At 72.1% G+C, this 22054-nt stretch carries 22 protein-coding genes; 16 read left to right on the top strand and 6 right to left on the bottom strand.

Annotated elements, in window-relative coordinates:
* Nucleotide 1: 1 nt before the first annotated feature.
* Together BJ981_RS22200 and BJ981_RS22195 are read right to left on the bottom strand one after the other, a co-directional pair.
* Nucleotides 2-742 carry an ABC transporter permease gene (locus tag BJ981_RS22200; protein ID WP_184613352.1) on the bottom strand — a complete coding sequence of 247 codons (741 nt, stop codon included), beginning with the start codon at nucleotides 740-742 and terminating at the stop codon, nucleotides 2-4.
* The gene (locus BJ981_RS22195; protein ID WP_204070013.1) at nucleotides 742-1632 is read right to left on the bottom strand and encodes an ABC transporter ATP-binding protein; all 891 of its coding nucleotides are present in this window, start codon (nucleotides 1630-1632) and stop codon (nucleotides 742-744) included. The genes BJ981_RS22200 and BJ981_RS22195 overlap by 1 nt, the downstream gene beginning before the upstream one ends.
* 349 nt (nucleotides 1633-1981) lie before the next feature.
* On the opposite strand from BJ981_RS22195, the gene BJ981_RS22190 reads away from it, so the two are divergent.
* From BJ981_RS22190 to BJ981_RS22145, 10 genes are all read left to right on the top strand, one after another.
* Entirely contained in the window at nucleotides 1982-2143 is a 162-nt protein-coding gene (locus tag BJ981_RS22190) for a hypothetical protein (RefSeq protein ID WP_184613349.1), read from the top strand.
* A gap of 84 nt (nucleotides 2144-2227) precedes the next feature.
* The gene (locus tag BJ981_RS22185; RefSeq protein WP_260324668.1) at nucleotides 2228-2806 is read left to right on the top strand and encodes a VOC family protein; all 579 of its coding nucleotides are present in this window, start codon (nucleotides 2228-2230) and stop codon (nucleotides 2804-2806) included.
* Between the two features lie 8 nt (nucleotides 2807-2814).
* Complete coding sequence (locus tag BJ981_RS22180) at nucleotides 2815-3735, top strand: SagB/ThcOx family dehydrogenase (RefSeq protein WP_184613345.1); 921 nt, start codon at nucleotides 2815-2817, stop codon at nucleotides 3733-3735.
* Complete coding sequence (locus BJ981_RS22175; protein WP_184613343.1) at nucleotides 3732-4955, top strand: coproporphyrinogen-III oxidase family protein; 1224 nt, start codon at nucleotides 3732-3734, stop codon at nucleotides 4953-4955. Before BJ981_RS22180 ends, BJ981_RS22175 begins: the two co-directional genes overlap by 4 nt.
* A gap of 62 nt (nucleotides 4956-5017) precedes the next feature.
* Nucleotides 5018-6043: a TOMM precursor leader peptide-binding protein gene (locus BJ981_RS22170; protein WP_184613341.1), complete on the top strand. Its 1026-nt coding sequence runs from the start codon at nucleotides 5018-5020 to the stop codon at nucleotides 6041-6043.
* Complete coding sequence (locus tag BJ981_RS22165) at nucleotides 6036-7382, top strand: YcaO-like family protein (RefSeq protein ID WP_184613339.1); 1347 nt, start codon at nucleotides 6036-6038, stop codon at nucleotides 7380-7382. The genes BJ981_RS22170 and BJ981_RS22165 overlap by 8 nt, the downstream gene beginning before the upstream one ends.
* Entirely contained in the window at nucleotides 7360-8181 is an 822-nt protein-coding gene (locus BJ981_RS22160) for a CPBP family glutamic-type intramembrane protease (RefSeq protein ID WP_184613336.1), read from the top strand. Before BJ981_RS22165 ends, BJ981_RS22160 begins: the two co-directional genes overlap by 23 nt.
* Nucleotides 8178-8996, top strand: a complete 819-nt coding sequence (locus BJ981_RS22155) for a CPBP family intramembrane glutamic endopeptidase (RefSeq protein ID WP_184613334.1) — start codon at nucleotides 8178-8180, stop codon at nucleotides 8994-8996. Before BJ981_RS22160 ends, BJ981_RS22155 begins: the two co-directional genes overlap by 4 nt.
* A gap of 26 nt (nucleotides 8997-9022) precedes the next feature.
* Nucleotides 9023-10087, top strand: coding sequence for an LLM class flavin-dependent oxidoreductase (locus BJ981_RS22150; protein ID WP_184613332.1), 1065 nt, complete (start codon nucleotides 9023-9025; stop codon nucleotides 10085-10087).
* A 10-nt stretch (nucleotides 10088-10097) separates the two neighbouring features.
* Nucleotides 10098-11126, top strand: a complete 1029-nt coding sequence (locus BJ981_RS22145) for an alpha/beta hydrolase (protein ID WP_184613330.1) — start codon at nucleotides 10098-10100, stop codon at nucleotides 11124-11126.
* A gap of 64 nt (nucleotides 11127-11190) precedes the next feature.
* Here the strand turns inward: BJ981_RS22145 and BJ981_RS22140 are convergent, their stop codons facing one another.
* A complete protein-coding gene (locus BJ981_RS22140) occupies nucleotides 11191-11892 on the bottom strand; it encodes a class I SAM-dependent methyltransferase (protein WP_239139022.1) in 702 nt (233 codons plus the stop codon).
* A gap of 190 nt (nucleotides 11893-12082) precedes the next feature.
* Nucleotides 12083-13291: an amidohydrolase family protein gene (locus tag BJ981_RS22135; RefSeq protein WP_184613326.1), complete on the bottom strand. Its 1209-nt coding sequence runs from the start codon at nucleotides 13289-13291 to the stop codon at nucleotides 12083-12085.
* A gap of 644 nt (nucleotides 13292-13935) precedes the next feature.
* On the opposite strand from BJ981_RS22135, the gene BJ981_RS22130 reads away from it, so the two are divergent.
* The 6 genes from BJ981_RS22130 (at nucleotide 13936) to BJ981_RS22105 (ending at nucleotide 19622) form a co-directional block, all read left to right on the top strand.
* Nucleotides 13936-14799 (top strand): STAS domain-containing protein, encoded by an 864-nt coding sequence (locus BJ981_RS22130; protein WP_221314746.1) that lies wholly within the window; start codon nucleotides 13936-13938, stop codon nucleotides 14797-14799.
* A complete protein-coding gene (locus tag BJ981_RS22125) occupies nucleotides 14799-15188 on the top strand; it encodes an STAS domain-containing protein (RefSeq protein ID WP_204070027.1) in 390 nt (129 codons plus the stop codon). Before BJ981_RS22130 ends, BJ981_RS22125 begins: the two co-directional genes overlap by 1 nt.
* Nucleotides 15185-15610 (top strand): anti-sigma regulatory factor, encoded by a 426-nt coding sequence (locus tag BJ981_RS22120; protein ID WP_239139023.1) that lies wholly within the window; start codon nucleotides 15185-15187, stop codon nucleotides 15608-15610. Before BJ981_RS22125 ends, BJ981_RS22120 begins: the two co-directional genes overlap by 4 nt.
* Nucleotides 15598-16611, top strand: coding sequence for an ATP-binding protein (locus tag BJ981_RS22115; protein WP_184613324.1), 1014 nt, complete (start codon nucleotides 15598-15600; stop codon nucleotides 16609-16611). Before BJ981_RS22120 ends, BJ981_RS22115 begins: the two co-directional genes overlap by 13 nt.
* Nucleotides 16608-17954 carry a sensor histidine kinase gene (locus tag BJ981_RS22110; protein WP_184613322.1) on the top strand — a complete coding sequence of 449 codons (1347 nt, stop codon included), beginning with the start codon at nucleotides 16608-16610 and terminating at the stop codon, nucleotides 17952-17954. Before BJ981_RS22115 ends, BJ981_RS22110 begins: the two co-directional genes overlap by 4 nt.
* A gap of 90 nt (nucleotides 17955-18044) precedes the next feature.
* Nucleotides 18045-19622, top strand: a complete 1578-nt coding sequence (locus BJ981_RS22105) for a fused response regulator/phosphatase (RefSeq protein WP_184613320.1) — start codon at nucleotides 18045-18047, stop codon at nucleotides 19620-19622.
* Between the two features lie 7 nt (nucleotides 19623-19629).
* Here the strand turns inward: BJ981_RS22105 and hflX are convergent, their stop codons facing one another.
* On the bottom strand, nucleotides 19630-21039 hold the full coding sequence (gene hflX / locus BJ981_RS22100) for a GTPase HflX (protein ID WP_184613318.1): 1410 nt from the start codon (nucleotides 21037-21039) through the stop codon (nucleotides 19630-19632).
* A 208-nt stretch (nucleotides 21040-21247) separates the two neighbouring features.
* Nucleotides 21248-22027: a DUF4097 family beta strand repeat-containing protein gene (locus BJ981_RS22095; RefSeq protein WP_239139024.1), complete on the bottom strand. Its 780-nt coding sequence runs from the start codon at nucleotides 22025-22027 to the stop codon at nucleotides 21248-21250.
* Nucleotides 22028-22054 lie beyond the last annotated feature (27 nt).

Below are 22054 nucleotides of genomic sequence, written 5' to 3'. Positions count from 1 at the left end.
CTCAGCGGGCGGGGCTCAGCGACTCCGGGCGCAGCCGCGCCAGCGCGGCCATGCCCGCCAGCGCCGTCCAGCACGCCAGCACCAGCAGCGGCACGGCCACCGGTCCCGAACCCTGCTCGGCGCTGATGCCGAGGCGGTAGAGGGCGCTGGTGGGGAGGTATTCGACGACGCGCCGCACGGCCTCGGGGAACGCCGAGGTCGGGAACCAGAGGCCGCCGAGGATGGCCATGGGGAAGAACACGCCGAGACAGGCGAACTGGGTGGCCTCTCCGGCGACCAGCAACCCGATCGCCACGCCGAACACCGCGAAGCACAGGCTCCCGCCCCACGTCGCCGCCAGCGTCAGCGCCCAGTTCGCCGGGGGCATCGTCACCCGGTTGAGCAGGACCGCCAGGAGGAAGATCGCCGCGAGCGCCGGCAGCGCGAGCAGCCAGGCCGCGACCAGCTTCCCGAAGACGTACCGCCGCGGCGACAGCGGCGTGAGGGTGAGCTGGCGCGCCCAGCCGCTGCCGCGCTCCTCGCCGAGCCTGATGCCGCCGCCGGTCAGCGCGGCGTAGAACGCCCCGGACACCCCCAGCGACACCATGTAGGTGGCCGCGAACCCGGACGCGGAGGTCCAGCCCTGCACGGTGAACAGCTTGGTGAACATCACGTAGAACCCGGCCGAGAAGAGCACCGAGAACACCAGGAAGTAACCGCTGCGCACCATGCTGACCACGTCGAGCCGTATGTAGCGGGCCATTACTGTCCGGTCTCCTTCGTCAGCGCGAGCAGGACGTCCTCCAGTGAGGTGCGGGAGATCTCCAGGCCGCTGATCCCCGACCGCCCGGCGCCGTACAGGGCGTCCAGCGTCGCGTCCTGGTCGGAGGTCACCAGCTCCCAGTGGCCGGCGGCCGCGCCGCCGGCGTCCACCCGCACGATGCCGGGCAGCTTGGCGAGCTCTTCCTCCTTGGCCTCCCGCGTGCTGAAGCGGATGGTCACGTCGCTCACCCGGGTCATGATCTGCCGGGCGGGCCCGTCGGCGACCACCTTGCCGTCCCGCAGCACGACGATGCGGTTGGCGTAGGCCTCCGCCTCCTCGATGTAGTGGGTGGCGAAGACGATGGTCCTGCCCCGGCCCGCCCGCGCGAGGATGTCGCGCCAGAAGGCGTGGCGTGCCTGCACGTCGAGCGCGGCGGTCGGTTCGTCGAGGAACAGCAGCTCGGGGTCGCCGGCGATGGCCAGCGCGAACTTGACCCGCTGCCGCTGGCCGCCCGAGAGCCTGCTCACCCGGCGCGTCTCCAGGCCGGTCAGCCCGGCCTCGTGCAGGATGTCCCCGGTGCCGGCGGCCCGGCCGTACTGGGCGGCGACCAGGCCCACCAGCTCCCGTACGGTCACGTACCGCATCAGGCCGGTGTCCTGGAGCATCACTCCGACGCGGCCCTGCGCGACGGCGTCCTCCGGGGAGGCGCCGAACAGGCTCACGCGGCCGGCCTGTGGGCTCAGCAGCCCGAGCATGATGTGGGTGAGGGTGCTCTTGCCGGCGCCGTTCGGGCCGAGCAGCGCGACGATCTCCCCGGCGCGGATGTCGAGGGTGACCCCGGCGAGCGCCCGCACCTTGCCGTAGCTGAAGGCGACGTCCCGGATGCTCACGTGTGCGGTGTCAGGTGTCATCGCGGTCAGGGCCTCCCGATGCCTCTTGCGGACGCGGTCAGCAGGTCGGCGGAACCTCCGAGTGCCGCCGACGCAGCACTTTACGAGCGTGCCGGACCGCCCGGGAGCCCGCTTCCGCATCATTGCCCGATGACATTTGTCACCATCGTTCGCCGTGAATTCTCATCATTGACACAAAAACCAATTATGTGATGATCGGTGCGTCCGATCCCAAGAAAAGGGGCCTTTCGATGGATCGAGCGCGGCGCCAGGGCCCGGCGGCAATCCGTGCCCTCGATCTCACGGGGGGACTCCCGTTCACCACCCATGGGAAGGGGGTGAACACGGCATGAAACTCGAGAACACCGCCACGATCGACCACCGCAGCATGACGGCTCAGCCGCTCGGCGCCGGCCTGTCCGGCACCGGGTTCGGCGTCGTGCTTCCGGGCGCGTCCTCGTGCTGCGCGGGCTGCACGTCCAGCTCCTGCGGCACCATCGTGCGTCCGTAGTGATCAGCGGCGGGGCTCGGCGGCTCAGCCCCGGGCCCCGTCCCCCGCCCGTCACCCACCGAGTCGGAAAGCGTGGTGCCCGCCATGGACAACAGCTCGCAAATCGACGCGTCCGCCATTCCAAAACCGGTACTGATCAACGTTCCCGTGGACGACATGGATCGCGGTCTCGCCTTTTACGAATCGTTTCTGGGAATGCCGCTCGCCCGTTCCCTCTCGTATGAGATCTCCTACCACGCCCCGGTGTCCAGCGACGGAATCCTGCTCACCGTGAACAAGCGCAGGTTCCCCGGCGAGATAATCACGGTCTACTTCCACGTCAACGACCTGGACGGCGCGCTCAAGCGGATCGCCGAGCGGGGCGGCGAGGTCACGGCCGGGCCGTACGACCTGCCGCTGCCCAAGCAGATCAAGCCCGAGTTCCAGGAGCAGTTCCGCGACAGCCCGTTCTACCGCGGCGAGGCGGGCGACTCGATGGGCCGGGGCGCCAGCGTGGTCGACGCCGACGGCAACCGGTTCGGGCTCGTGCAGTTCAGCGAATGGGCCCACGCCACGTTCCGGGTCGGCGAGTACGCGGCCCCGGTCACCGGCGAGCAGCTCATCGACCAGTCGATCGCCCTGAACCGCGAGGTCCCGCCGCCCACCGAGATCTTCCAGGAGTAGGCGCCTCCATGGACAACGTCATCGATCCGCAGCTCGCCGAGGCGAGCTGCGGGGTGAACGCGTACCGCATGCTCAGCCCGGACCTCGACACGGTCGGCCTGGTCACCCACCAGGCCCACTACGACAACCTGGGCGAGACCCGCCTCCCCCGGGTCGCCGAGGAGTTCATCGTCGCCGGCCGCTACGCGCCGTGGGACCGCGAGGCCCAGCTCTCCGGCTCCGACTACTTCGGCGACGTGATGGCGACCACGCTGTCCATCATCGACGACGAGACGCCGGTCGCCGCCGACACCGTCGCGCTGCCGCCGCCGGTGGAGCTGGGCATCGCGCTCGACGAGGCCGTCATCCGCCGCCGCAGCGTGCGCAGGTACACCGGCGACCCGGTCGCGCTCGCCGAGGTCGGCACGATGCTGCGCTTCGCCGCCGGCGTCACCGGTGAGGCCGACGCCGAGCTGATGCGCGGCGGCACCGCCACCTTCCGGTTCCGCGCCGTGCCGAGCGGCGGCGGCCTCTATCCGGTCGAGGTGCACCTGGCCGCCCTGGACGTGCCCGAGCTCGCCGTGGGCACCTACCGTTACAGTCCCGTCAAGGACGTGCTGGTCCGCACCGGGGACCGGGCCACGGTGGACCGGCTGCGCGACTCGTTCGCCATCCCCGGCGGCGTCATCTCCATCGAGAGCGCCGCCGCGATCGTCATGCTGGTGGCCAGGCCCTGGCGGTCCATGCGCAAGTACGGCCCGCGCGGCATGCGCTTCGTCCTGCACGAATGCGGCGGCATGTCGCAGAACGTCCACCTGGCGGCGACCGGGCTGGGCATCGGGACGACCGACTGCTCCAGCTATGTCGACGACCTGTCCAACGAGGCGCTCGGGCTGGACGGCGTGCTGTCCTTCCTGGCCCACACGATCTTCGTCGGATGGCCGGGGTGAGTGAGGCGCGGCCGCTGCTGGTCTACGTGCACATTCCGTTCTGCAGCTCCAAGTGCCACTTCTGCGACTGGGTCACCGAGATCCCGACCGCCGAGCTCCTGCTGCGCCCCGCCGACTCCCCGAGGCGGGCCTACATCGCCGCGCTCTGCCAGGAGATCAGGGAGCGCGGCGCGGAGCTGGCCGGCCGGGGGTACCGGCCGGAGATCATGTACTGGGGCGGCGGCACGGCGAGCATCCTCGCCGAGCACGAGATCGAGCAGATCGGGGCGGCGCTGCACGAGGTGTTCGACCTGTCCTCCGGCATGGTGGAGGCGACCATCGAGTGCAGCCCGGAGAGCCTGACCGCGGCGAAGCTCGCCGCCTTCCGGCAGGTGGGCTTCCGCCGCTGGAGCAGCGGCGTGCAGTCGTTCGACGACCGCCGGCTGCGCAGGCTCGGCCGCAGCCACGACGCGGGCGAGGCGCGACGCGCCGTCGAGCTCGCGGCCGAGGCCGGATTCGACGACCGGTCCATCGACCTGATCTGCGGGCTGCCCGGCGAGGACCTCGACGAGGTCACCGCCTCGGTGCGCGCCGCGCTCGAACTGCCGGTCACCCACGTGGCGCTGTACCCCTACCGGCCCGCGCACGGCACGGTCCTGCGCCGGCAGGTGACCCGGGGCACCACCGCGATGCTGCGCTCGGAGCAGAAGGCCGCGTACGCGCGCGGCGCCGCCATGCTCGTCGAGGCGGGCTTCCCCGAGTACGCGATGAGCCACTTCGGCCACCGCCGGTGCCACAGCGACATGGCGTACTTCCAGCTCCGCATGGACTGGGCCGGGTTCGGCTCCGGCGCCACCTCGCTCATCGCCGGGGAGTACCTGGCCCATCGGCGCGGCTTCCTGGCCGCCTACAACCGGGATCCGCTGCGCTTCGACGAGCACTACCCCGCCGCGTCCCCGGCCATCGCGTCCCGGCTGCTCTACCAGTCGCTCACCACGTTCGAGGGCGCGTCCCGGGCGCTGTGGGAGGAGCGGACCGGCGTCCCGTTGGAGGAGGTGCTCGCCCTCGGGCCCTGCCGCCACCTGCTCGGCTTCCTGGAGCGGGTGGCCGAGGTCCGCCGCGACGCCGAAGGCGTCCGGCTGCGCCGTGACCAGGTGAGCGACGCCTTCATCGACCTGCAGTTCGCCGGGATCGCGGCGGCGGGCGGCGACGAACGCAGGGCGGCGGCGCTGCTCGGCTGACGAGGCGCGGCGGATCAGCCCATCCAGGCAGGACCAGGAAGGACCAGGAAGGAGAGGCATCCATGCAACAGAGCAAGAACGTGCGCATCAAACCGTCTTTCAGCGTCGTCGCGCACGACGCGGACACGGTCGAGCTCCGGCACGGCGTCTGGAACGTCCGCTCGTACACCCTCACCGACCACGCCCGCACCGGCCGGCTGTACGGCCTGCTCACCGGGCTCGACGGCACGACCGGCCGCGCGGAGGTGGCCAAGGCCAACGGCGTCACCCGGGCCGAGGTGGAGGCGCTGGTCGACCACCTCGACCAGCTCGGCGTCATCGCCCGCGGACCGGAGACCGCGCTGGACGCCTACATCGAGAACGCGGGCGCCTACGTCGCCGAGGCCCCCGCGCCGCCGATCGTCGTCCTCGGCGGCGGTCCCCTGGCCGCCGCGACCGCCCGGGTCCTGGAGCCGAGCGCGCCCGGCGGGGTGGAGGTCGCCGGCGAGGACTCCGCGCCGTACCGGGCCCTGCTGGAGGCCGACCTGGTCGCGCTGGAGGACGGGCTGGCCTTCGAACGGTTCGCCGAGCGGTTCGAGCCGTGGCGGGGACGGCTGCTGGTCCACGTCGCCGAGGAGCCGCACCCGCTGCGGCTGTCGGTCCTCAACAGGATCGCGCTGACGCTCGGCACCCCGTGGATCCAGGCGGCCATCGACGGCCCGATGGTGCTGATCGGCCCCTCGTTCCACCCGCCCACCTCGGCGTGCTTCGCCTGCTTCGAGACCCGGGTGCTGATGAACCTGCGCGAGTCCGCCGGTTACCAGCGGTACAAGGACGCCCTGGTCCGCCGGGCGGTCCGGGCGGGCGAGCCGCCCACGCTGGAGGCGCTGCGCGCGATGGTCGCGGGCCACGTGGGCCTCGAGGCGCTGAACCTCGCGCTCACCGGGTACACCCCGACGCTGGGCAAGGTGCTCGGGATCTACGTGCCGAGCATGGAGGTCGCCTACTCGGAGGTGCTGCGCCTGCCGGGGTGCCGGGCGTGCGGTCCCGTCACCCAGCGAGAGGCGACCGAGCTGTACTTCGACGTGCGGCGGTGGATCGATGGGTGAAGTGCTGGACGCGCGTCTCGCGGAGGCTCCCGACCAGTTCACCGCCCGGTTGCGGGCCCGGATGCACTCACCGCTGTGCGGCCTGATGACGTCGATGGGCTTCCTGCAACGCCAGCGGGGCGCCCCCAGGCTGATGGTCGCCGGTGGCGAGCTGACAGGGGTGCACGTGCTGCGCGGCCTGCCGGCGCCCAAGATCGGCGCCTACCACATCGGCGGGTACGGGCTGCGTCCCTTCGAGGCGCACGTCAGGACGCTCGGCGAGGTGGTGGAGCGGTACGGCGGCTACATCGCCCCGGTGAGCGGGCGGTTCCCCGTCCGCCACGCCTCGGTGAACGAGCTGCGCGACGCGGGCGAGCTGTGCGACGCCGGACCCGCCGCGCCGTACACGCCCGAGCAGTACGCCCGCCCCGGGTTCCCGTTCCGGCCGCGCCGGGACGACGACGTGATCGGCTGGGTGCGCGCCACCCTGCTCGCCGGCGGCGCGGACTGCTGGGTGCCCGCCCAGATGCTGCTGGTCGGCTACGTCGTCCAGGACACCAGGGGCGAGCCGTGGCTGTCTCCCGCCGTGTCCACCGGCACCGCCTCCCACACCGATCCCGACCGGGCCGCGCTCAACGCGCTGGAAGAGATGGTGCAGATCGACGCGGCGCTCAGCCACTGGTACGGCGGCAGCCGCTCGGCGCGCATCACCGCCGGGTCCCGCACCGCCGCGCTGCAACGGGTCATCCAGAAGTCGTTCGACGCCAAGGGCGACCGGCCCGAGTTCCACCTGCTGCCGAGCGCCGATCTGCCGGGGTTCACGGTCGCCTGCCTGATCCGCAGCCCGGACGGCCGGCTGCCCGCGATCGCGGTGGGGCTCGGCATCGACGGGGTGCTCGAACGGGCCATGTACCGGGCGCTGCTGGAGGCGGCGGGCGTACGCGGGCTGGCCACCTGGTCGGCGCTGCGGCAGCGGTTCGAGCAGGAACCCGCCGCGGGCGAGGACATCTTCGACCTGGAGTCGAACGTGTCGTTCGCCGCCCAGCCGGAGGGCGCCCGCGTGGTGGAGCGGCGCTTCGCCGACTGCGACGAGGTGTCCGCCGACGACCTGCCGCCCGACGACGAGCGACAGGCGGGCGTGCGGGTACGCGAGCTGGTGCGGGCCTTCCACGCCACCGGCAAGCGCCTGTACGCGGCCGACTTCACCACCGTCGACGTCGCCGCCCTGGGGTTCGTCGTGGCCCGGTTCTGGTGCCCCGACCTGGTGACGCTGCCGTTGCCGAGCGCCCCGGCCGCGGCGCACGAGCGGTTCGCCGCCTACGGAGGGTTCCGCCGCCATGACCCCCACCCCTATCCATGACACCAGGGCGTACGCCCTCACGGCGCTCGCCCTGCTGTCGCTGGCGTGCCTGACGCTCGCGGCCCACCTGCACACCCGGTGGGCCTGGGTGCGGCGGCTGCCGCTGCTCGGCGTCCACGTGCTGCTCATGGGGACGCTGGTCGCGGCGGCCGCCGCGCTGCTCGGGCCGGTCGCCGTGGTCGCGCCGGTGCCAGGGCATGCCGCGGGCTGGTGGGGGGTGCCGGCGGGCGTGGTGCTGGGGTTCGCGCTCGGCCTGGCCGTCATCCGCGTGGACCGGGCGATCACCACCGCGGGGCGCGGCCGGCGTCCGGCCCCCGGCGGGCCGCCTCCGCCCCGGATGAGCGCGGCCAGGCCGGCCGGGTTCGCCGCCTCCGGCACCGCCGCGGCCGAGCGCCGCCGCACCGGCCTGGTCCGTGCCCGCAACGACTACTCCCCCACCGGCAGCGACCTTCAGGTCCGGCTGGAGCTGCTGGTCGCCGTGGCCGTCGGAGAGGAGCTGGTCTTCCGCGGCGTGCTCACCCGGCTCGCCCTGCTGCCGTCCGACGTCCGGGTCGCCGCGGCGGGCCTGGCCGTGACGGCGGCGGTGTTCGCCTGCTCGCACGTCTTCTTCGGCTGGGTGCAGGTGCTGGCCAAGACGCCGCTGGCGCTGCTCACGTGCGCGGCGACGCTGCTGACCGGCAATGTGCTCGCGGCGGCCGTCGCCCACGTGGTGTTCAACGTCTGGGTGTGGCGCTACCGGCGCAGCGAGCCGGTGTCCCGGCGGACGCCCGCCCGAGGGGTGTGGGGGGTGCCCGCGTGAGCGACCTGCCCTGGCCGGTGCGCGTCCTCGTGCTCGGCGTCCTCGTCGTCCTCTACTACAAGTACGCCAAGGCGGCCCTGTTCGCCGCCTGCCGCCGGGCCGCCCACCTGCTGCCGTTCCCCCGCCGCTGGGACGCCGGCGAGCGCAGCGGCGTCCTAGAGCTGGCCGCCGCCGGTGCCAGCCACGTGCTGGTCGTGGCCCTGCTCGCCATGGTCACCGGCATCGACATCCTGGCGTTGCCGACCGGAATCGACCGGCCCGAGCTTCTCGCGCTCGGCGCCGCGATCGGCGTCGGGGAGGTCGCGCTCGGCTCGCTGCTGTGCCGGGTGCTGATCGAGGGGGCGCAGGCGATGGGACGGCGGCGGGCCGCCGCCGGACGCGCCGCGGAACGCGCCTCCGCCCGCACGATGCCCGCCACCGCCGCCGCCACCGCCGAGGGCGCCGAGCGGATGCGCCAGTGGCTCGGCCTGTCCCGGGGCGGGTGGATCCGGCACCACCTCAAGACCATGGAGGTCGTCTCGCTGCCCCTGGCCGTCGCCCTCACCGCCGTGCAGGTCGGCAGCGAGGAGGTCGTCTTCCGGGGACTGGTGCTGACCTGGCTGCGCGACGCCGGTCCGGCCGTCGCCATCGGCGTCTCCTGCGCGCTGTTCACGGTCATGCAGATCTTCCTGATGTCGTCCTGGCGGGCGGCGATGTTCCCCGTCGTCGGCGCGGTCGTGATGGGCCTGACGCACAGCCTCCTGTTCTGGCACTACCCGGTACTGATCCCGCTGATGGTGGCGCACGTCACCTTCTTCCTGTTCGCCGTGGCCTGAGCGCCGCGTGGAGAAAGGAACGCATCATGTTCCACGGCCTGTCGCTGCTGCCGGACTGCGCGCCCGCGACCAAGGCGCCCGAGGAGTACTTCCGCGACGTGCTGCTGCTGAGCCGTCTCGCCGACCAGGGCGGGATGAGCCACGTGAAGATGACCGAGCACTACCTCGGGGCCTACGGCGGCTACTGCCCGAGCCCGCTGGCGTTCCTGTCGGCCGTGGCCGCCGCGACGACGCGGATCCGGTTGATGACGGGGTGCGTGCTGCCCGTCTTCCACCATCCCGTCCAGCTCGCCTCCGAGGCGGCGATGGTGGACGCCATCAGCGGCGGACGGCTCGACGTCGGGTTCGCGCGGGCGTACCTGCCGCAGGAGTTCGCCACCTTCCAGGTGCCGCTGGACGGCAGCAGGGAACGCTTCACCGCGACCGTGGAGACGGTGGTCCGGCTGTGGACCGAGGAGCGGGTCGGCGCCGACACGCCGTTCTTCCGGTTCCAGGACGTCACCACCCTGCCGCGGCCGGTGCAGCGCCCGCACCCGCCGGTGTGGATCGCGGCGGTGCGCTCGCGCTCCAGCTTCGCCTGGATCGGGGAGCAGGGGTACAACCTGCTGGTCACCCCCGCGCTGACCCCGCTGACCGAGATGAGCGACCACATCGCCGTGTACCGCGAGGCGCACGCCGACGCCGGCCACCCGCACCCGCCCCGGGTCGTGGCGAGCCTGCCGCTCTACGTCGGCGACAGCGACGAGGAGGCGCGGCGCACCGCCGACCCGTTGCTGCGGGCCTACCTCGAGGTGTGGGCCGAGGCCACCGACCCGTGGAAGTCGGTCACGTCGGACGACTACCGCGGGTACACCGGCATGAGCCGGGCGATCCGGGCGCTGGACCCGGCGACGTTCCGGACCATGGGCAGCGCCGTCGTCGGCGGCCCGGCCACCGTGGCCGAGCGCGTCCAGCAGATCTCCGAGGCCCTCGGCGCCGACGGGTTCCTCTGGCAGATGGACTTCGGCGCGGTGCCCGGCGAGGTCGCCGTGGCGAGCCTGGAGCGGTTCCTGGACAAGGTCATGCCGGCTCTCGCCCCCGCCGGTTCCTGAGGAGGCCATGATGCGCGTCTCACGTCTTCTCGTCGCCGCGGCTCTCGCGGCGCTGACCCTCGTCGGCCTGCCGGCCGTTCCGGCCGCCGCGGTGACCGGCGGAGCGGGCTGCCGCCTGGTCTCCGTGCCGGTGGACGTCGCCGGCCGCTCCCTCACCCTGCGCGGGACGCTGTGCCGGCCCGCGGGCCCGGTCCCGGGGACCGTCCAGGTGCTGCTGGCCGGCGCGACGTTCAACCAGGTGTACTGGCTCACCCCCGCGACGGCGGACGCCCGGCCGTACGTCACCGCCATGACCGACGCCGGGTACGCCGTCCTCGCCCTGGACCGGCCCGGCAGCGGGCTGAGCGACCGCGCTCCCGCGGACGCGCTCACCCTGGGCAGCGAGGTCGAGGCCGTCCACCAGGTGGTGGCGCGGCTGCGGGCCGGCGCCGTGGACGGCACCGCCTACCGGCGGGTGGTCGGCGTCGGGCACTCGTTCGGCGCGAGCGTCCTGATCACGGACGCGGCCCGGCACGCGGACCTGGACGCCGTCGTCGCGACCGGCTTCGTCCACTCGGTGGGGCCCAGGCTGGACGCGCTCAACGCCGCCCTCGTGCCGGCCGCCGGCGACCCCGTTCTCGGCGTGACCCGCCCGCCGGCCGGTTACCTCACCACCGCGCCGGGCTCCCGGGCCGGCTTGTTCCTCGACGCGTCCGGCGCCGCGCCGGCGATGTCGCCGGTCATCGAGCTGACCAAGTCCACGATGACGACCGGCGAACAGGCGACGATCGCCGAGGCCGGTGATCCGGCGATCTCGGCGGCCGTGCGGGCGCCGGTGTTCCTCGCGGTCGGCGAGCACGACGACCTGTTCTGCAACGGCCTCTACCTCCAGTGCACCGACGCGGCGGCCGTCAAGGCGTGGGAGAGCTGGTTCTGGGCTCCCGGGGCCGGGCCCGCGACGTTCGTGCTCCCGGGCGCCGGGCACGCCCTCAACCTGCACCGCAACGCCCCCGCCCTGTTCGCCGCCGTCCGCGCCTGGCTCGCCGGTCTGCCCGGCTGACCTTCGCGGGACGCCGCCGCCGGCGGCATGGCGGGCCGCCCGGCGGCGAACGGCGCGGGAGGCGTCAGGGGCGCCGGGCGGTCAGCATGGACGTGCGGCCCTGCGGGCCGCCGTACCAGAAGCGCCAGCCGAGGTCGCGCACCTGGACGTCCGCCGCTCCGAGCTCGCGCAGCACGGCGGCGTACGCCTCGGCGTGCCGGAAGTCGGCGATCCGCAGCACGCCGCCCGGCTTCAGCACCCGGAACGCCTCGGTGATCGCCCTGGCGCGTCCGTCCGCGTCCGGGATGTTGTGGACGGCGAGGCTGGAGACCACCAGGTCGAAGGCGGCGTCGTCGAACGGCAGCGAACGCATGTCGCCGGTGGCCAGCTCGACCCGGCCGGCGACGCCCTCGGCGCGGGCGTTGGCCAGGGTGGCGTCCTGGCTGTTGCCCGACTGGTCCTTGGTGCTCCACAGATCAAGGCCGGTGGCCTTCCCCTGGGGCACCCTGGCCGCGGCCTTCAGCAGCACGAGGCCGCGGCCGCAGCCGAGGTCGAGGACGTGCTCGCCGCCCGTCAGGCCGAGCGCGTCGAGCTCGGCGTCCCACACCCGGAACTTGCCCCGCAGGGTCGTGTGGGCGAAGAACGCGGCCCCGGCCAGCAGGATGAGACCGCCGGCGAGGAGGATCACCCCCAGGATCGTCCAGCCGACGGCGAAGCACACGACGGCGAGACCCAGCTCCGCCACTCCGCCCAGGGCCAGCCCCGCCAGCACCGCCGGAGCGTCCACACCATATTTCGCACGCGGCTCGACCACCCTACGTTCTTACCGGTGATCACCCCGCTCTGTACAGGGCCCCGTGACGGCGGTCGTTTCCGGAGTTCCGGGCGTGCCCACCGCCGATGATCGTCAACGGGAGGACGGCGACGTGCCGGGTGATGGGGCGCCGGACGCCGCGGGGTGGCGGCGCCGGACGCGGTTACTGGACGGGGGTGCCGCCGCGCCACACGCGGCGGGGCTTCAGGCCGAAGCCCCACGCGAAGGCGCCCTCGTGGTCGGCGTCCCACTGGACGATGTCGGCGAGGCGGCCCGGGGCGAGGACGCCGCGGTCCGGAGCGCCGAGGACGGTCGCGCCGCCGAGGGTGGCGGCGCGCAGGGCGTCGCCGACGCTGATGCCGAAGGCGGCGACGGCGAGGCTGATGACCAGCGACATCGAGGTGATGCCGCAGTGGCCGGGGTTGTGGTCGCTGCCGAGGGCGATGGTGACGCCCTGGGCGAGCATGCGGCGGACCGGGGGCAGGTTGCCCTGCTGGAGGGCGGTGCCGGGGCAGACGACCGCGGGCACGCCGTAACGTCCGAGGAGGGCGATGTCCTCGTCGGAGGTGTTGTAGAGCAGGTCGGCGGAGGCGCAGCCGAGCTCGGCGGCGAGCTGGACGGCGCCGCGCCGCTTGTGGGCGCCGGCGTGGATGCGCGGCAGGAGGCCGACGTTGCGGCCGGAGGCGAGGACCCACCGGGCCTCGTCGGTGGTGAAGTGCCCTTCGTCGCAGTAGACGTCGACGCTGTCGGCCCCGGCCGCGGCGGCGTCGGCGCACCACGAGCCCACGGCCTCGACGTAGTCGCGCTGGCGGCCGAAGTACTCGGGCGGCACGACGTGGGCGGCGAGGAAGGTGACGTGCACCCGCGGCATCATCGGCTCTTTCTCCAGCTCGCGCAGGAGCCGGACGTCGGCGAGCTCGCCGTCGCGGGTGAGGTGGTAGCCGGTCTTGGCCTCGACGGTGGTGGTGCCGTTGAGCAGCCAGTCGCGCAGGCGCTCCCTGACGCCGTTGCACAAGGTCCACGGGTCGGTGCCGCGGGTGACGGTGACGGTGGAGCCGATGCCGCCGCCCGCCGCGGTGATGGCGCTCAGCGTGGAACCGCCGGAGCGCATGGCCAGCTCGGCGTAGCGGTTGCCCGCGTACACCGGATGGGTGTGGGCGTCGATGAGCCCGGGCGTCACGAGGGCGCCGCCGAGGTTCTCGACGTGATCGACGTCGACGATGTCGTCGACGACACCGGGGACGCTCTGCGGCAGGTCGGCGGCTCGGCCGACCCAGGCGATCCTGTCGTTGTGGACGAGGATCGCGGCGTTGCTGCAGACGTCGTTGCCGGTCCAGAGCCTGCCGATGTTGGTGAGAAGCCGCACCGTCATGGCATCACCACCCGGTTCTTGGCCACCGGAGCCCGCTCCGGGGCGGCCACGGGGACATCCTGGAACGCGAAGAGGGCCCAGCGCGAGCCGGGCGCCACGCCCGCTGGGTCCGCTCCGTTTCCGGACGTCATTGGGGGGTCTCCTGATCTCATCCGCACGCGATGTGCGATGACGGTACCGTCCGGATCATGGCCGGGCGATTTCAGTTCAGTTACGTTATTTCACAGGTCGGCTCGCTGTACAGGCTTATTGAGAAGAACGCCGGTTCGTCATCCCCTGCGTCAGGCCGGCGATCTCCACACCCCGCGCGTCGATATCTGCCCAAGGGTCACGCCTGGTGTCGACCCGGCCTCTGCTGCACCAGCAGTCACACACGTCATCATGCGAAACCAACGCCAGAATGTCTCGTCAGGGTTTCCATATCGTAGCAATATTCAAGCCTCGCGGGCCACAGCGGTTTTCCTGCACCGATGCGAGGTTTTCCCTGCCACAAGGTGACTACTACACGTTTGCCCTGATCATCCGGATCTAGAACGAGTGTCGCATATGTCCGGAAGGCGGGATGATCTTGGTGTACCCAGTGTAGCCTCTCTGGAGAACACCGTATTCGCTAGCCACACGTGTGGGTTGGCCGGGGAGCCGTCTTGACCTTGCAGGACAATACCAGCAGGCATCACATCGAACAGCTGCTTCGTGAACACGAGAGCCGCATTCTCGACCGCTGGGTGAAGATCTCGAACGAGCCGCTGCTCGGCCGTGTCAACGAGACCGAGACCCGGAAGGAGCTGCAGGAGCTCTACCGCGCCTTCCTGCAGACGCTCGTCCAGCCCGAGACCGTCTCCGAACTGCGGGGCCTGCTGGGCGAACTGTCCCGCTCCCGCGCCCGCCAGGGCTTCACCCCCAGCGAGACCGCGGTCGCCGTCTTCGGGCTCAAGGAGTCCGTCTACGAGATCGTCGAGGCCGACGGCAGCGAGCAGGCGCTGCGCGGCTTCGTCTGGCTCTCCCGCACGATCGACGGCCTCGGCCTCAACACCTTCGAGGCCTACACCGCGGCCCGCGAGAAGATCATCAGCGAGCAGACCGAGCAGCTCCTGGAGCTCTCGACCCCGGTGGTCAAGCTGTGGGACGGCATCGTCTCGGTCCCCCTGGTCGGCACCCTGGACTCCGCCCGCACGCAGGTCGTCATGGAGAAGCTGCTCCAGACGCTGGTCGACACCGGCTCGGAGTACGCGGTGATCGACATCACGGGCGTGCCGGCGGTCGACACCCAGGTCGCCCAGCACCTGCTCAAGACCGTGATGGCCGCCCGCCTGATGGGCGCCCGGTGCGTCATCTCGGGCATCCGCCCCCAGATCGCTCACACGATCGTCACCCTGGGCATCGAGTTCGGTGACATCGTCACGAAGGCCACGCTCGCGGACGCGCTGGCGTACACCCTGAAGCAGAGCGGGGTGGAGGTCGTGAACAAGAGGCAGACCCGCGTGGCGATCCGGGCCGAGGAGGCCTGATGGACCGCGTGCCCATCCTGAAGATCGGCGACATCCTCCTCGTCTCGATCCAGGGCGATCTCGACGACCACGCCGTCCTCACCCTTCAGGAGGACCTGGCGGACCGCGTCGTCGCGACCAGCGCGGTGGGTGTGATCATCGACATCACCGCCGTCGAGATCGTGGACTCGTTCGTCGGGCGCATGCTGTCGACGATCGCCGGAATGGCCCGCATGCTGGACGCCGACACGATCGTCGTCGGCATGCGCCCCGCCGTGGCCATCACCCTGGTCGAGCTCGGCCTGTCGCTCGGCGGCCTGCGCACGGCGCTCGACCTCGAGAAGGGCATCGCCATGCTCGGCCGCGACGCCCGTGCGGCCGCGGACGAGCTGTCGCCGGTGAGCCCGTGAGCCATCCCCCGCCCCGCATCGTCGAACCCACCGAGGAGCTCACCATCGCGTCCAACGACGAGGTGGTGATCGTCCGTCAGAAGGTCCGCGCCGTGGCCATCGAACTCGGCTTCTCGCTCATCGACCAGACGAAGGTCGTGACGGCGGCGAGCGAGCTCGCCAGGAACACCCTCGTGCACGCGGGCGGCGGCCACGCACGCATCGAGACCCTCGACCGTGGCGGGCGTCGCGGGCTGCGCCTGGTGTTCGCCGACAACGGTCCCGGGATCGCCGACCTGAACCTGGCCCTGACCGACGGCTGGAGCAGCGGAGGCGGCCTCGGCCTCGGCCTGAGCGGCAGCCGCCGTCTCGTCGACGAGTTCGAGCTCGATTCCGAGCCCGGCCGCGGAACGGTCGTGACGGTGACGAAATGGACCCGCTAGGAGGCCCCGAGCGACAGGACTCCTGGCTGAGGCTCGAGGACGCGAGCGCGATCGGCGCGGCCCGCAGGATGGCCACCGCGCTCGCCCAGGACCGGGGGTTCGACGACGAGCACGCCGGCCAGGTCGCCGTGGCGGTGAGCGAGGCCGCCTCGAACCTGGTCAAGCACGCCCGGGTCGGCATGATGCTGATCCGCCCCCATCCGGGGGTCCCCGGGACCATCGAGGTGATCTCCATCGACAGCGGTCCCGGCATGTCCGACACGGTTGGACCGATCCGGGACGGCTATTCCACCACCGGGACGCTCGGCATCGGCCTCGGCGCGATCACCCGCCTGTCGGACTTCTACGACATCTACTCCGTGCCGGGCAAGGGAACCGTGCTGAGCATGCAGTTCACGGCGCGCGGCGCGACCGGCCCGGACTCCATGACGTGCGGGCTGGGACGGCCCGTGGGCGACGAGATCGTGAGCGGTGACGCGTTCGCCTTCCAGGAGACCGCCGACACGGTCACGGCCATCGTCTGCGACGGCCTCGGCCACGGCGTCGGGGCCGCGGAGGCGTCCCGCGAGGCCGTCCGGGTGTTCCGCGCCGACCCGGAGGTGACGCCGCTCTCGGTGATCGAGCGCACCCACCGCGCCCTCGGGCACACCCGGGGAGGCGCGGTGGCGGCGATCCGCATCGACAGGAGGGCACGCGCGGTGACGTACGCCGGCATCGGCAACATCTCCGGGTGGATCGTCACACCCACCGGACGCCAGGGGTTGCTCTCCCTGCCGGGGATCGCCGGGCACAACGCCCGCCACCTCCGGGAAACGCGCTACGAACTCCCCCCGCACGCGGTGGTCGTGATGCACTCCGACGGGCTCACCGAGCGCTGGGACCTCGCCGCCTACCCCGGCCTGCTGCGCCACTCCGCGCACGTCATCGCCGGCACGCTGTTCCGCGACTCGGCCATCCGCCGGGACGACGCCAGCGTGCTCGTCATCCGGACCGGCCCGTGACCCGCGACCTGATCACCGTCGTCCTGGAGGACGACCACGCCGTGTTCGCGGTCCGGCAGGTGGGCCGCGACGTCGCCGAGGCCGTGGGCCTCGACGAGCTGGACCGCATCCGGGTGGGCACCGCGCTCAGCGAGGTGGGCAGAGAGATCGTCGCGGGCGGGCGCCAGGCGACGATCTCGTTCCGCCTGGACGACGGGGTGGGGCTCGTGCTGGACCTGTCCTACTCGGAGGGTCCGCGCAAGGTCGCGGCCGCGGGGGTGCTGCTCGCGGGACGTCTCATGGATACGGTGGACCATGATGACGGGACACGCCGGATAACCATGGTGAAGAGGGTTCCCGGGTCTCGAGACCTCGCCGAGGGGGCGCTCGGTGAGATCCGGGCGAGACAGGGCGAGCTGACGCCCGCGGGCGTGCTGGACGAGCTCCGGCAGCAGAACCGCGAGCTCGCCTCCGCCCTGGAGGACTCCCAGCGGCAGCGCCAGAACCTGCTGCGGCTCAACGCCGAGCTGGAGGAGACCAACCAGGGCGTCCTGGCGCTGTACAACCAGCTCTCTGAGGAGCTCGAGGAGACCAACCGGGGCGTGGTCGCGCTGTACGCCGAGCTGGACGAGAAGTCCGCCCAGCTCCGCGAGGCCAGCGAGGCCAGGAACCGCTTCTGGGCCACGATCAGCCACGAGCTGCGCACCCCGCTGAACTCCGTCATCGGCCTGGTGCGGCTGCTGCTCGGGCCGGGCGGCGAGGAGCTGAGCCAGGAGCAGCAGCTCCAGGTCGAGCTGATCGGCAGCTCCGCGCAGACGCTCCTGGCGCTGGTGGCCGAGCTGCTGGACATGGCCAAGGCCGAGTCGGGCCGCCTGACCCCGCAGCCTGCGGCCGTGGACGTCCCCGCGCTGGCCGACCGGCTGAGCATGACGCTGGACCCGACCAGCGCCGACCGGGTCCGCCTCACCGTCGACGTCCGGCGGGCGCCGCGGACGCTGACGACCGACGAGGTCCTGCTGTCGCGGGTGCTGCGCAACCTGATGTCCAACGCGCTGAAGTTCACCGAGTCGGGCGAGGTGAGCCTGACGGCCTACACCGACGGCGGCGAGGTGGTGTTCGTGGTCGCCGACACCGGCATCGGCATTCCCGACGAGCTCCAGCAGCGCGTGTTCGAGGAGTTCTTCCAGATCCCCGGCCCCGTGCAGACGCGGGCGCGCGGCACCGGCCTCGGCCTGCCGTACGCGCGCAGGCTCACCGAGGCGCTGGGCGGCACGCTGCAGCTCACCAGCGTTCCGGGCGAGGGCACGACCGTCACCGTGCGGCTGCCGCTGACCCCGGTAACCGACAATCCGCAGACGGGTTAGCCTCGGCGTTCCGGAGGCAGAACCCACCCGGACGCCACACGGCGGCCGGTCCCAGGTGCGCCCCGGACCTGGTGCTATCAAAGAGGAACGATGACTGAGAAACCAGGGACCATCTTGGTGGTGGACGACACCCCCACCAAGCGGTACATCCTGGGCAGCTGGCTGCGCAGGGCCGGGCATGACGTCGTGGAGGCGACCTGCGGCGAGGAGGCCCTGCGGCTGGTGCGGGCCATCTCGCCCGACTCGGTGATCCTCGATGTGCGGCTGCCCGACATCGACGGCTACGAGGTGTGCGAGCGGATCAAGGCCGACCCTCTCACCACGGCCATTCCGGTCATCCAGATATCGGCGCACGCCATCGCGGTGACCGATCGGGCGCACGGGCTCTACCGAGGCGCCGACGCCTACATGGCCGAGCCGATCGAGCCGGAGGAGTTCATCGCGACCGTGCAGGCCGCGCTGCGCTACTACCGGGCGCGCCAGCGGGCCGAGCGCATGGCCAAGCGGCTCAGCGAGCTGACCAACGTCACGCTGCAGATGAGCGCGAGCACGACGTTCGACAAGCTGCTGCGGGTGGCGGTCGAGGGCGCCTCCCAGATCCTGGACCGCAGGGCAGGGGCGCTCGCCGTCGCCCTGGACGGCCGCGTGCGCCGCTACGCCGCGATCGAGCCGGGCGGCATGTCCAGAGGCCTCGGGGCCCCTGACGACAGCCTGGACAAGGTCACGGCGGCGACGCTGGGCACCTCGGCCGGCACGGCCGAGTTCACCATGGCGCGGGACGAGTGGCTGGGGATCATCCCCGACACCGACGTCGTCAGCGGCATCACCGCCGTCGTCTCGCGCACCCGGTCGGAACGCCCGGCGGTGGTGCTCGGCGTGGACCGCTCGGAGGCGCTGGACTCCGACGAGCTGGACATCCTCAAGCAGCTAGGCCAGGCGCTGGCGCTGGCCGTGGACGCGCTGCGCGCCTACGCCGAGGAGCACATGATCGCGCTCACCCTGCAGCGCAGCTTCCTGCCCTCCCACATCCCGCCCACGCCGGGGCTGGAGCTGGCGCTGCGCTACGAGCCCGCCACCGACAACGTGGAGGTGGGCGGGGACTTCTACGAGGTCATGCGCCTCGGCGACCGGCTGCTGGTGGGCATCGGCGACGTGCAGGGGCATTCGCTGCACGCGGCGACGGTGATGGCCGAGCTGCGGCACGCCCTGCGCGCCCTGGTGGTGGAGGAGCAGGATCTCGGGCGCCTCATGGGGCGGCTGAACGACGTGCTGCGCCGCTACCACCCCTCGATGACCGCGACGGTGTGCCTGCTGCTGATCGACGTGGCGAGCGGCGTGGTCGAGGTCGCCAACGCCGGGCACATCCCGCCGATCATCGTGGCCGACGGCAAGGCCCACTACCACGACTGGGGCAACCTGCTGATCGGCGCCGCCCCCGAGGAGTACCGGGTGGACCGGCTGCGACTCCCCGGGAACGGCGCCCTTCTCATGTTCACCGACGGCCTGATCGAGGACCGGGACGTGCCGCTCGACCAGAGCCTGGAGGTCGTGCGGCGCATCGCCGAGTCCTTCGACCGGGACCTGGAGGTGTTCTGCGACCGGCTGATCGCGCACTTCGGGGCCCGGGAGGACGACGTGGCCGTCGTCGCCCTCCGGCGTACCGGCTGACGGCGGGTCAGACGACGGTCTCGACGGGCTTGCCCGTGCGGTCGAGCTCGGAATAGAGACCGGCCGGAACCCGGGCCCGCAGCACCGTGCCGTCGGCGGTGTGGTCGATCGACAGCACCTCGCCCTCCTTGTGTGCCCGGGAGATCAGATCGCCCCGGTCGTACGGCACGAGCATGTGGACCTCGTGGTCCAGGCGCGGCAGCTCCCGCTCGATCACGGCGAGCAGCTCGTCGATGCCCTTCCCGGTGCGCGCGGACACGACCACGCTGTGCCGCTCGCGGGTGGCCAGGCGGGCCAGCACCACCGGGTCGGCGGCGTCGGCCTTGTTGACCACCACGATCTCGGGGATGTGGCCCACGCCGTCGAGGTCGGCCAGGACCTCGCGGACGGCGGCGAGCTGGGACTCGGGGTCCGGGTGCGAGCCGTCCACGACGTGCAGGATCAGGTCGGCGTCGGCGACCTCCTCCAGCGTGGAGCGGAAGGCCTCCACCAGCTGGTGCGGCAGGTGGCGGACGAAGCCGACGGTGTCGGCGATCGTGAACAGCCTGCCGTCCGGCGTGCGGGCCCGGCGCACGGTCGGGTCGAGGGTGGCGAACAGGGCGTCCTCCACCAGGACTCCGGCCCCCGTGAGGCGGTTCAGCAGCGAGGACTTGCCGGCGTTGGTGTAGCCGGCGATGGCCACGGCCGGGACCTCGCGCCGCGCCCTGCGCGAGCGCATGGTCTCGCGGGCGGTGGACATGCCGCCGATCTGCCTGCGCAGCTTGGCCATGCGCTCGCGGATGCGGCGACGGTCCAGCTCGATCTTCGTCTCACCGGGGCCGCGGCCTCCGATGCCCACGCCGCCCGCGGCGCGGCCGCCGACCTGGCGGGACAGGTTGCCACCCCAGCCGCGCAGGCGCGGCAGCAGGTAGCTGAGCTGGGCCAGCTCGACCTGCGCCTTGCCCTCGCGGCTCTTGGCGTGCTGGGCGAAGATGTCGAGGATCAGGGCGGTGCGGTCGATGACCTTGACCTTGACGACCTCTTCGAGCTGCCGTAGCTGGCCGGGCGTGAGCTCGCCGTCGCAGATCACGGTGTCGGCGCCGCTGGAGACGACGATGTCGCGCAGCTCGGCGGCCTTGCCGGATCCGATGTAGGTGGCGGAGTCGGGGCGCTGGCGCCGCTGGATCAGGCCCTCCAGGACCTGCGATCCCGCGGTCTCGGCCAGAAGCCTCAGCTCCTGCAGGGAGTTCTCCGCGTCGACGACGGTGCCGGTGGTCCACACCCCGACCAGGACCACCCGCTCCAGGCGGAGCCGGCGGTACTCGACCTCGGTGACGTCCTCCAGCTCGGTGGACAGCCCGGCGACCCGCCGGAGCGCCTGCCGGTCCTCAAGGTCGTAGTCGCCGGCGGCGAGGTGTTCGTAGGACTCGTTGGACATATACGTCTTCTCTGTGGTTATGGTCGCGCTCCTCGGCGCTCGTGGGGCTCACCGTTACGCACAGTTCAACACGGGGACCCCGCTGTTGTCTTCCCTTACGATCGTGCCACGCGGACCTCGTCGATTCACCTTGTTATCCGCATAGATCACCGCGAAGCGGGCGTTCCCCACCAGACCACCGAGCTTTGCCGCGGAGCACGACGCCGCGTCAGGCCTTGAGCACCTTGGCGTCGCCGGACCCCGACCGCACCACGATCCTGCGCGGCGACGCCGGGTCGTTGGTGACCTGCAAGGCGTGGTCGCCGGACCCGGTGGTGAGGCTCACGTGGTAGCTGTTCTGCGGCACGTGCACGATCCCGTCCCCCGAGCCGGACTCGATCCTCACGTACTCCGGCACGCCGGTGAAACGCAGCTCCACGTCGCCGGACCCGCTGTCGGCCTCCGCGTAGGTGGTGCCGAGCCCGCGCGCGTCGACCTCGCCGGACCCGGTCCTGGCGTCGACCCGGCCGGACAGGGCGCGCAGGGTGATGTCGCCCGACCCGGCCTCCAGCTTCACGTTGAGCCCGCGCGGGACCTCGACCTGGTAGTCGACCCCGCAACTCCAGCCGCCGTTCTGGCAGCTGTAGCCGAGCTTGAGCGTGTCGCCGTCCATCGGGTGGGCGGTCTTCGGCTTCTCGCTCCTCCAGTGCAGCGTCTCGGTGACGCGCACCCCCGTGCGCGCGGACTCGGTCACCACGATGTCGCCCGAGCCGCTGTCGACGCGCAGCAGGCCGATCCGGCCGGTCACGTCGTAGCTCTCGGTCGCCTGCTGGGTGGGCCCGGCGATGTTCTCCAGGCCGCAGGCGCTGAGCAGCAGTCCCGCGCCGAGCACCACCCCGGCGGCCATCACCGGCCGCGCGCGCCCCCGCAGGCCGCGCGGCCTCCGTCCGGAAGCGGAACCGGCGGAGCCGGAGAACCCAGAGGAGTCGGAGGAGAACGTCGTCGTCATGCTCCAAGCCTGCCGCCCGGCGTGTCC

This window comes from Sphaerisporangium krabiense (assembly GCF_014200435.1).
In the GTDB taxonomy this organism is placed as follows: domain Bacteria; phylum Actinomycetota; class Actinomycetes; order Streptosporangiales; family Streptosporangiaceae; genus Sphaerisporangium; species Sphaerisporangium krabiense.
The sequence above is the reverse complement of the archived record's forward strand: the minus strand, read 5'-3'. Positions and strand labels throughout refer to the sequence as shown.

Bases quoted from the DNA above. Each gene is read 5' to 3' on its own strand.
- BJ981_RS22200 (WP_184613352.1), bottom strand. From the start codon at position 742: ATGGCCCGCTACATACGGCTCGACGTGGTCAGCATGGTGCGCAGCGGT.
- BJ981_RS22190 (WP_184613349.1), top strand. From the start codon at position 1,982: ATGAAACTCGAGAACACCGCCACGATCGACCACCGCAGCATGACGGCT.
- BJ981_RS22185 (WP_260324668.1), top strand. From the start codon at position 2,228: ATGGACAACAGCTCGCAAATCGACGCGTCCGCCATTCCAAAACCGGTA.
- BJ981_RS22180 (WP_184613345.1), top strand. From the start codon at position 2,815: ATGGACAACGTCATCGATCCGCAGCTCGCCGAGGCGAGCTGCGGGGTG.
- BJ981_RS22170 (WP_184613341.1), top strand. From the start codon at position 5,018: ATGCAACAGAGCAAGAACGTGCGCATCAAACCGTCTTTCAGCGTCGTC.
- BJ981_RS22165 (WP_184613339.1), top strand. From the start codon at position 6,036: ATGGGTGAAGTGCTGGACGCGCGTCTCGCGGAGGCTCCCGACCAGTTC.
- BJ981_RS22160 (WP_184613336.1), top strand. From the start codon at position 7,360: ATGACCCCCACCCCTATCCATGACACCAGGGCGTACGCCCTCACGGCG.
- BJ981_RS22150 (WP_184613332.1), top strand. From the start codon at position 9,023: ATGTTCCACGGCCTGTCGCTGCTGCCGGACTGCGCGCCCGCGACCAAG.
- BJ981_RS22145 (WP_184613330.1), top strand. From the start codon at position 10,098: ATGCGCGTCTCACGTCTTCTCGTCGCCGCGGCTCTCGCGGCGCTGACC.
- BJ981_RS22135 (WP_184613326.1), bottom strand. From the start codon at position 13,291: ATGACGGTGCGGCTTCTCACCAACATCGGCAGGCTCTGGACCGGCAAC.
- BJ981_RS22125 (WP_204070027.1), top strand. From the start codon at position 14,799: ATGGACCGCGTGCCCATCCTGAAGATCGGCGACATCCTCCTCGTCTCG.
- BJ981_RS22115 (WP_184613324.1), top strand. From the start codon at position 15,598: ATGGACCCGCTAGGAGGCCCCGAGCGACAGGACTCCTGGCTGAGGCTC.
- BJ981_RS22105 (WP_184613320.1), top strand. From the start codon at position 18,045: ATGACTGAGAAACCAGGGACCATCTTGGTGGTGGACGACACCCCCACC.
- hflX (WP_184613318.1), bottom strand. From the start codon at position 21,039: ATGTCCAACGAGTCCTACGAACACCTCGCCGCCGGCGACTACGACCTT.
- BJ981_RS22095 (WP_239139024.1), bottom strand. From the start codon at position 22,027: ATGACGACGACGTTCTCCTCCGACTCCTCTGGGTTCTCCGGCTCCGCC.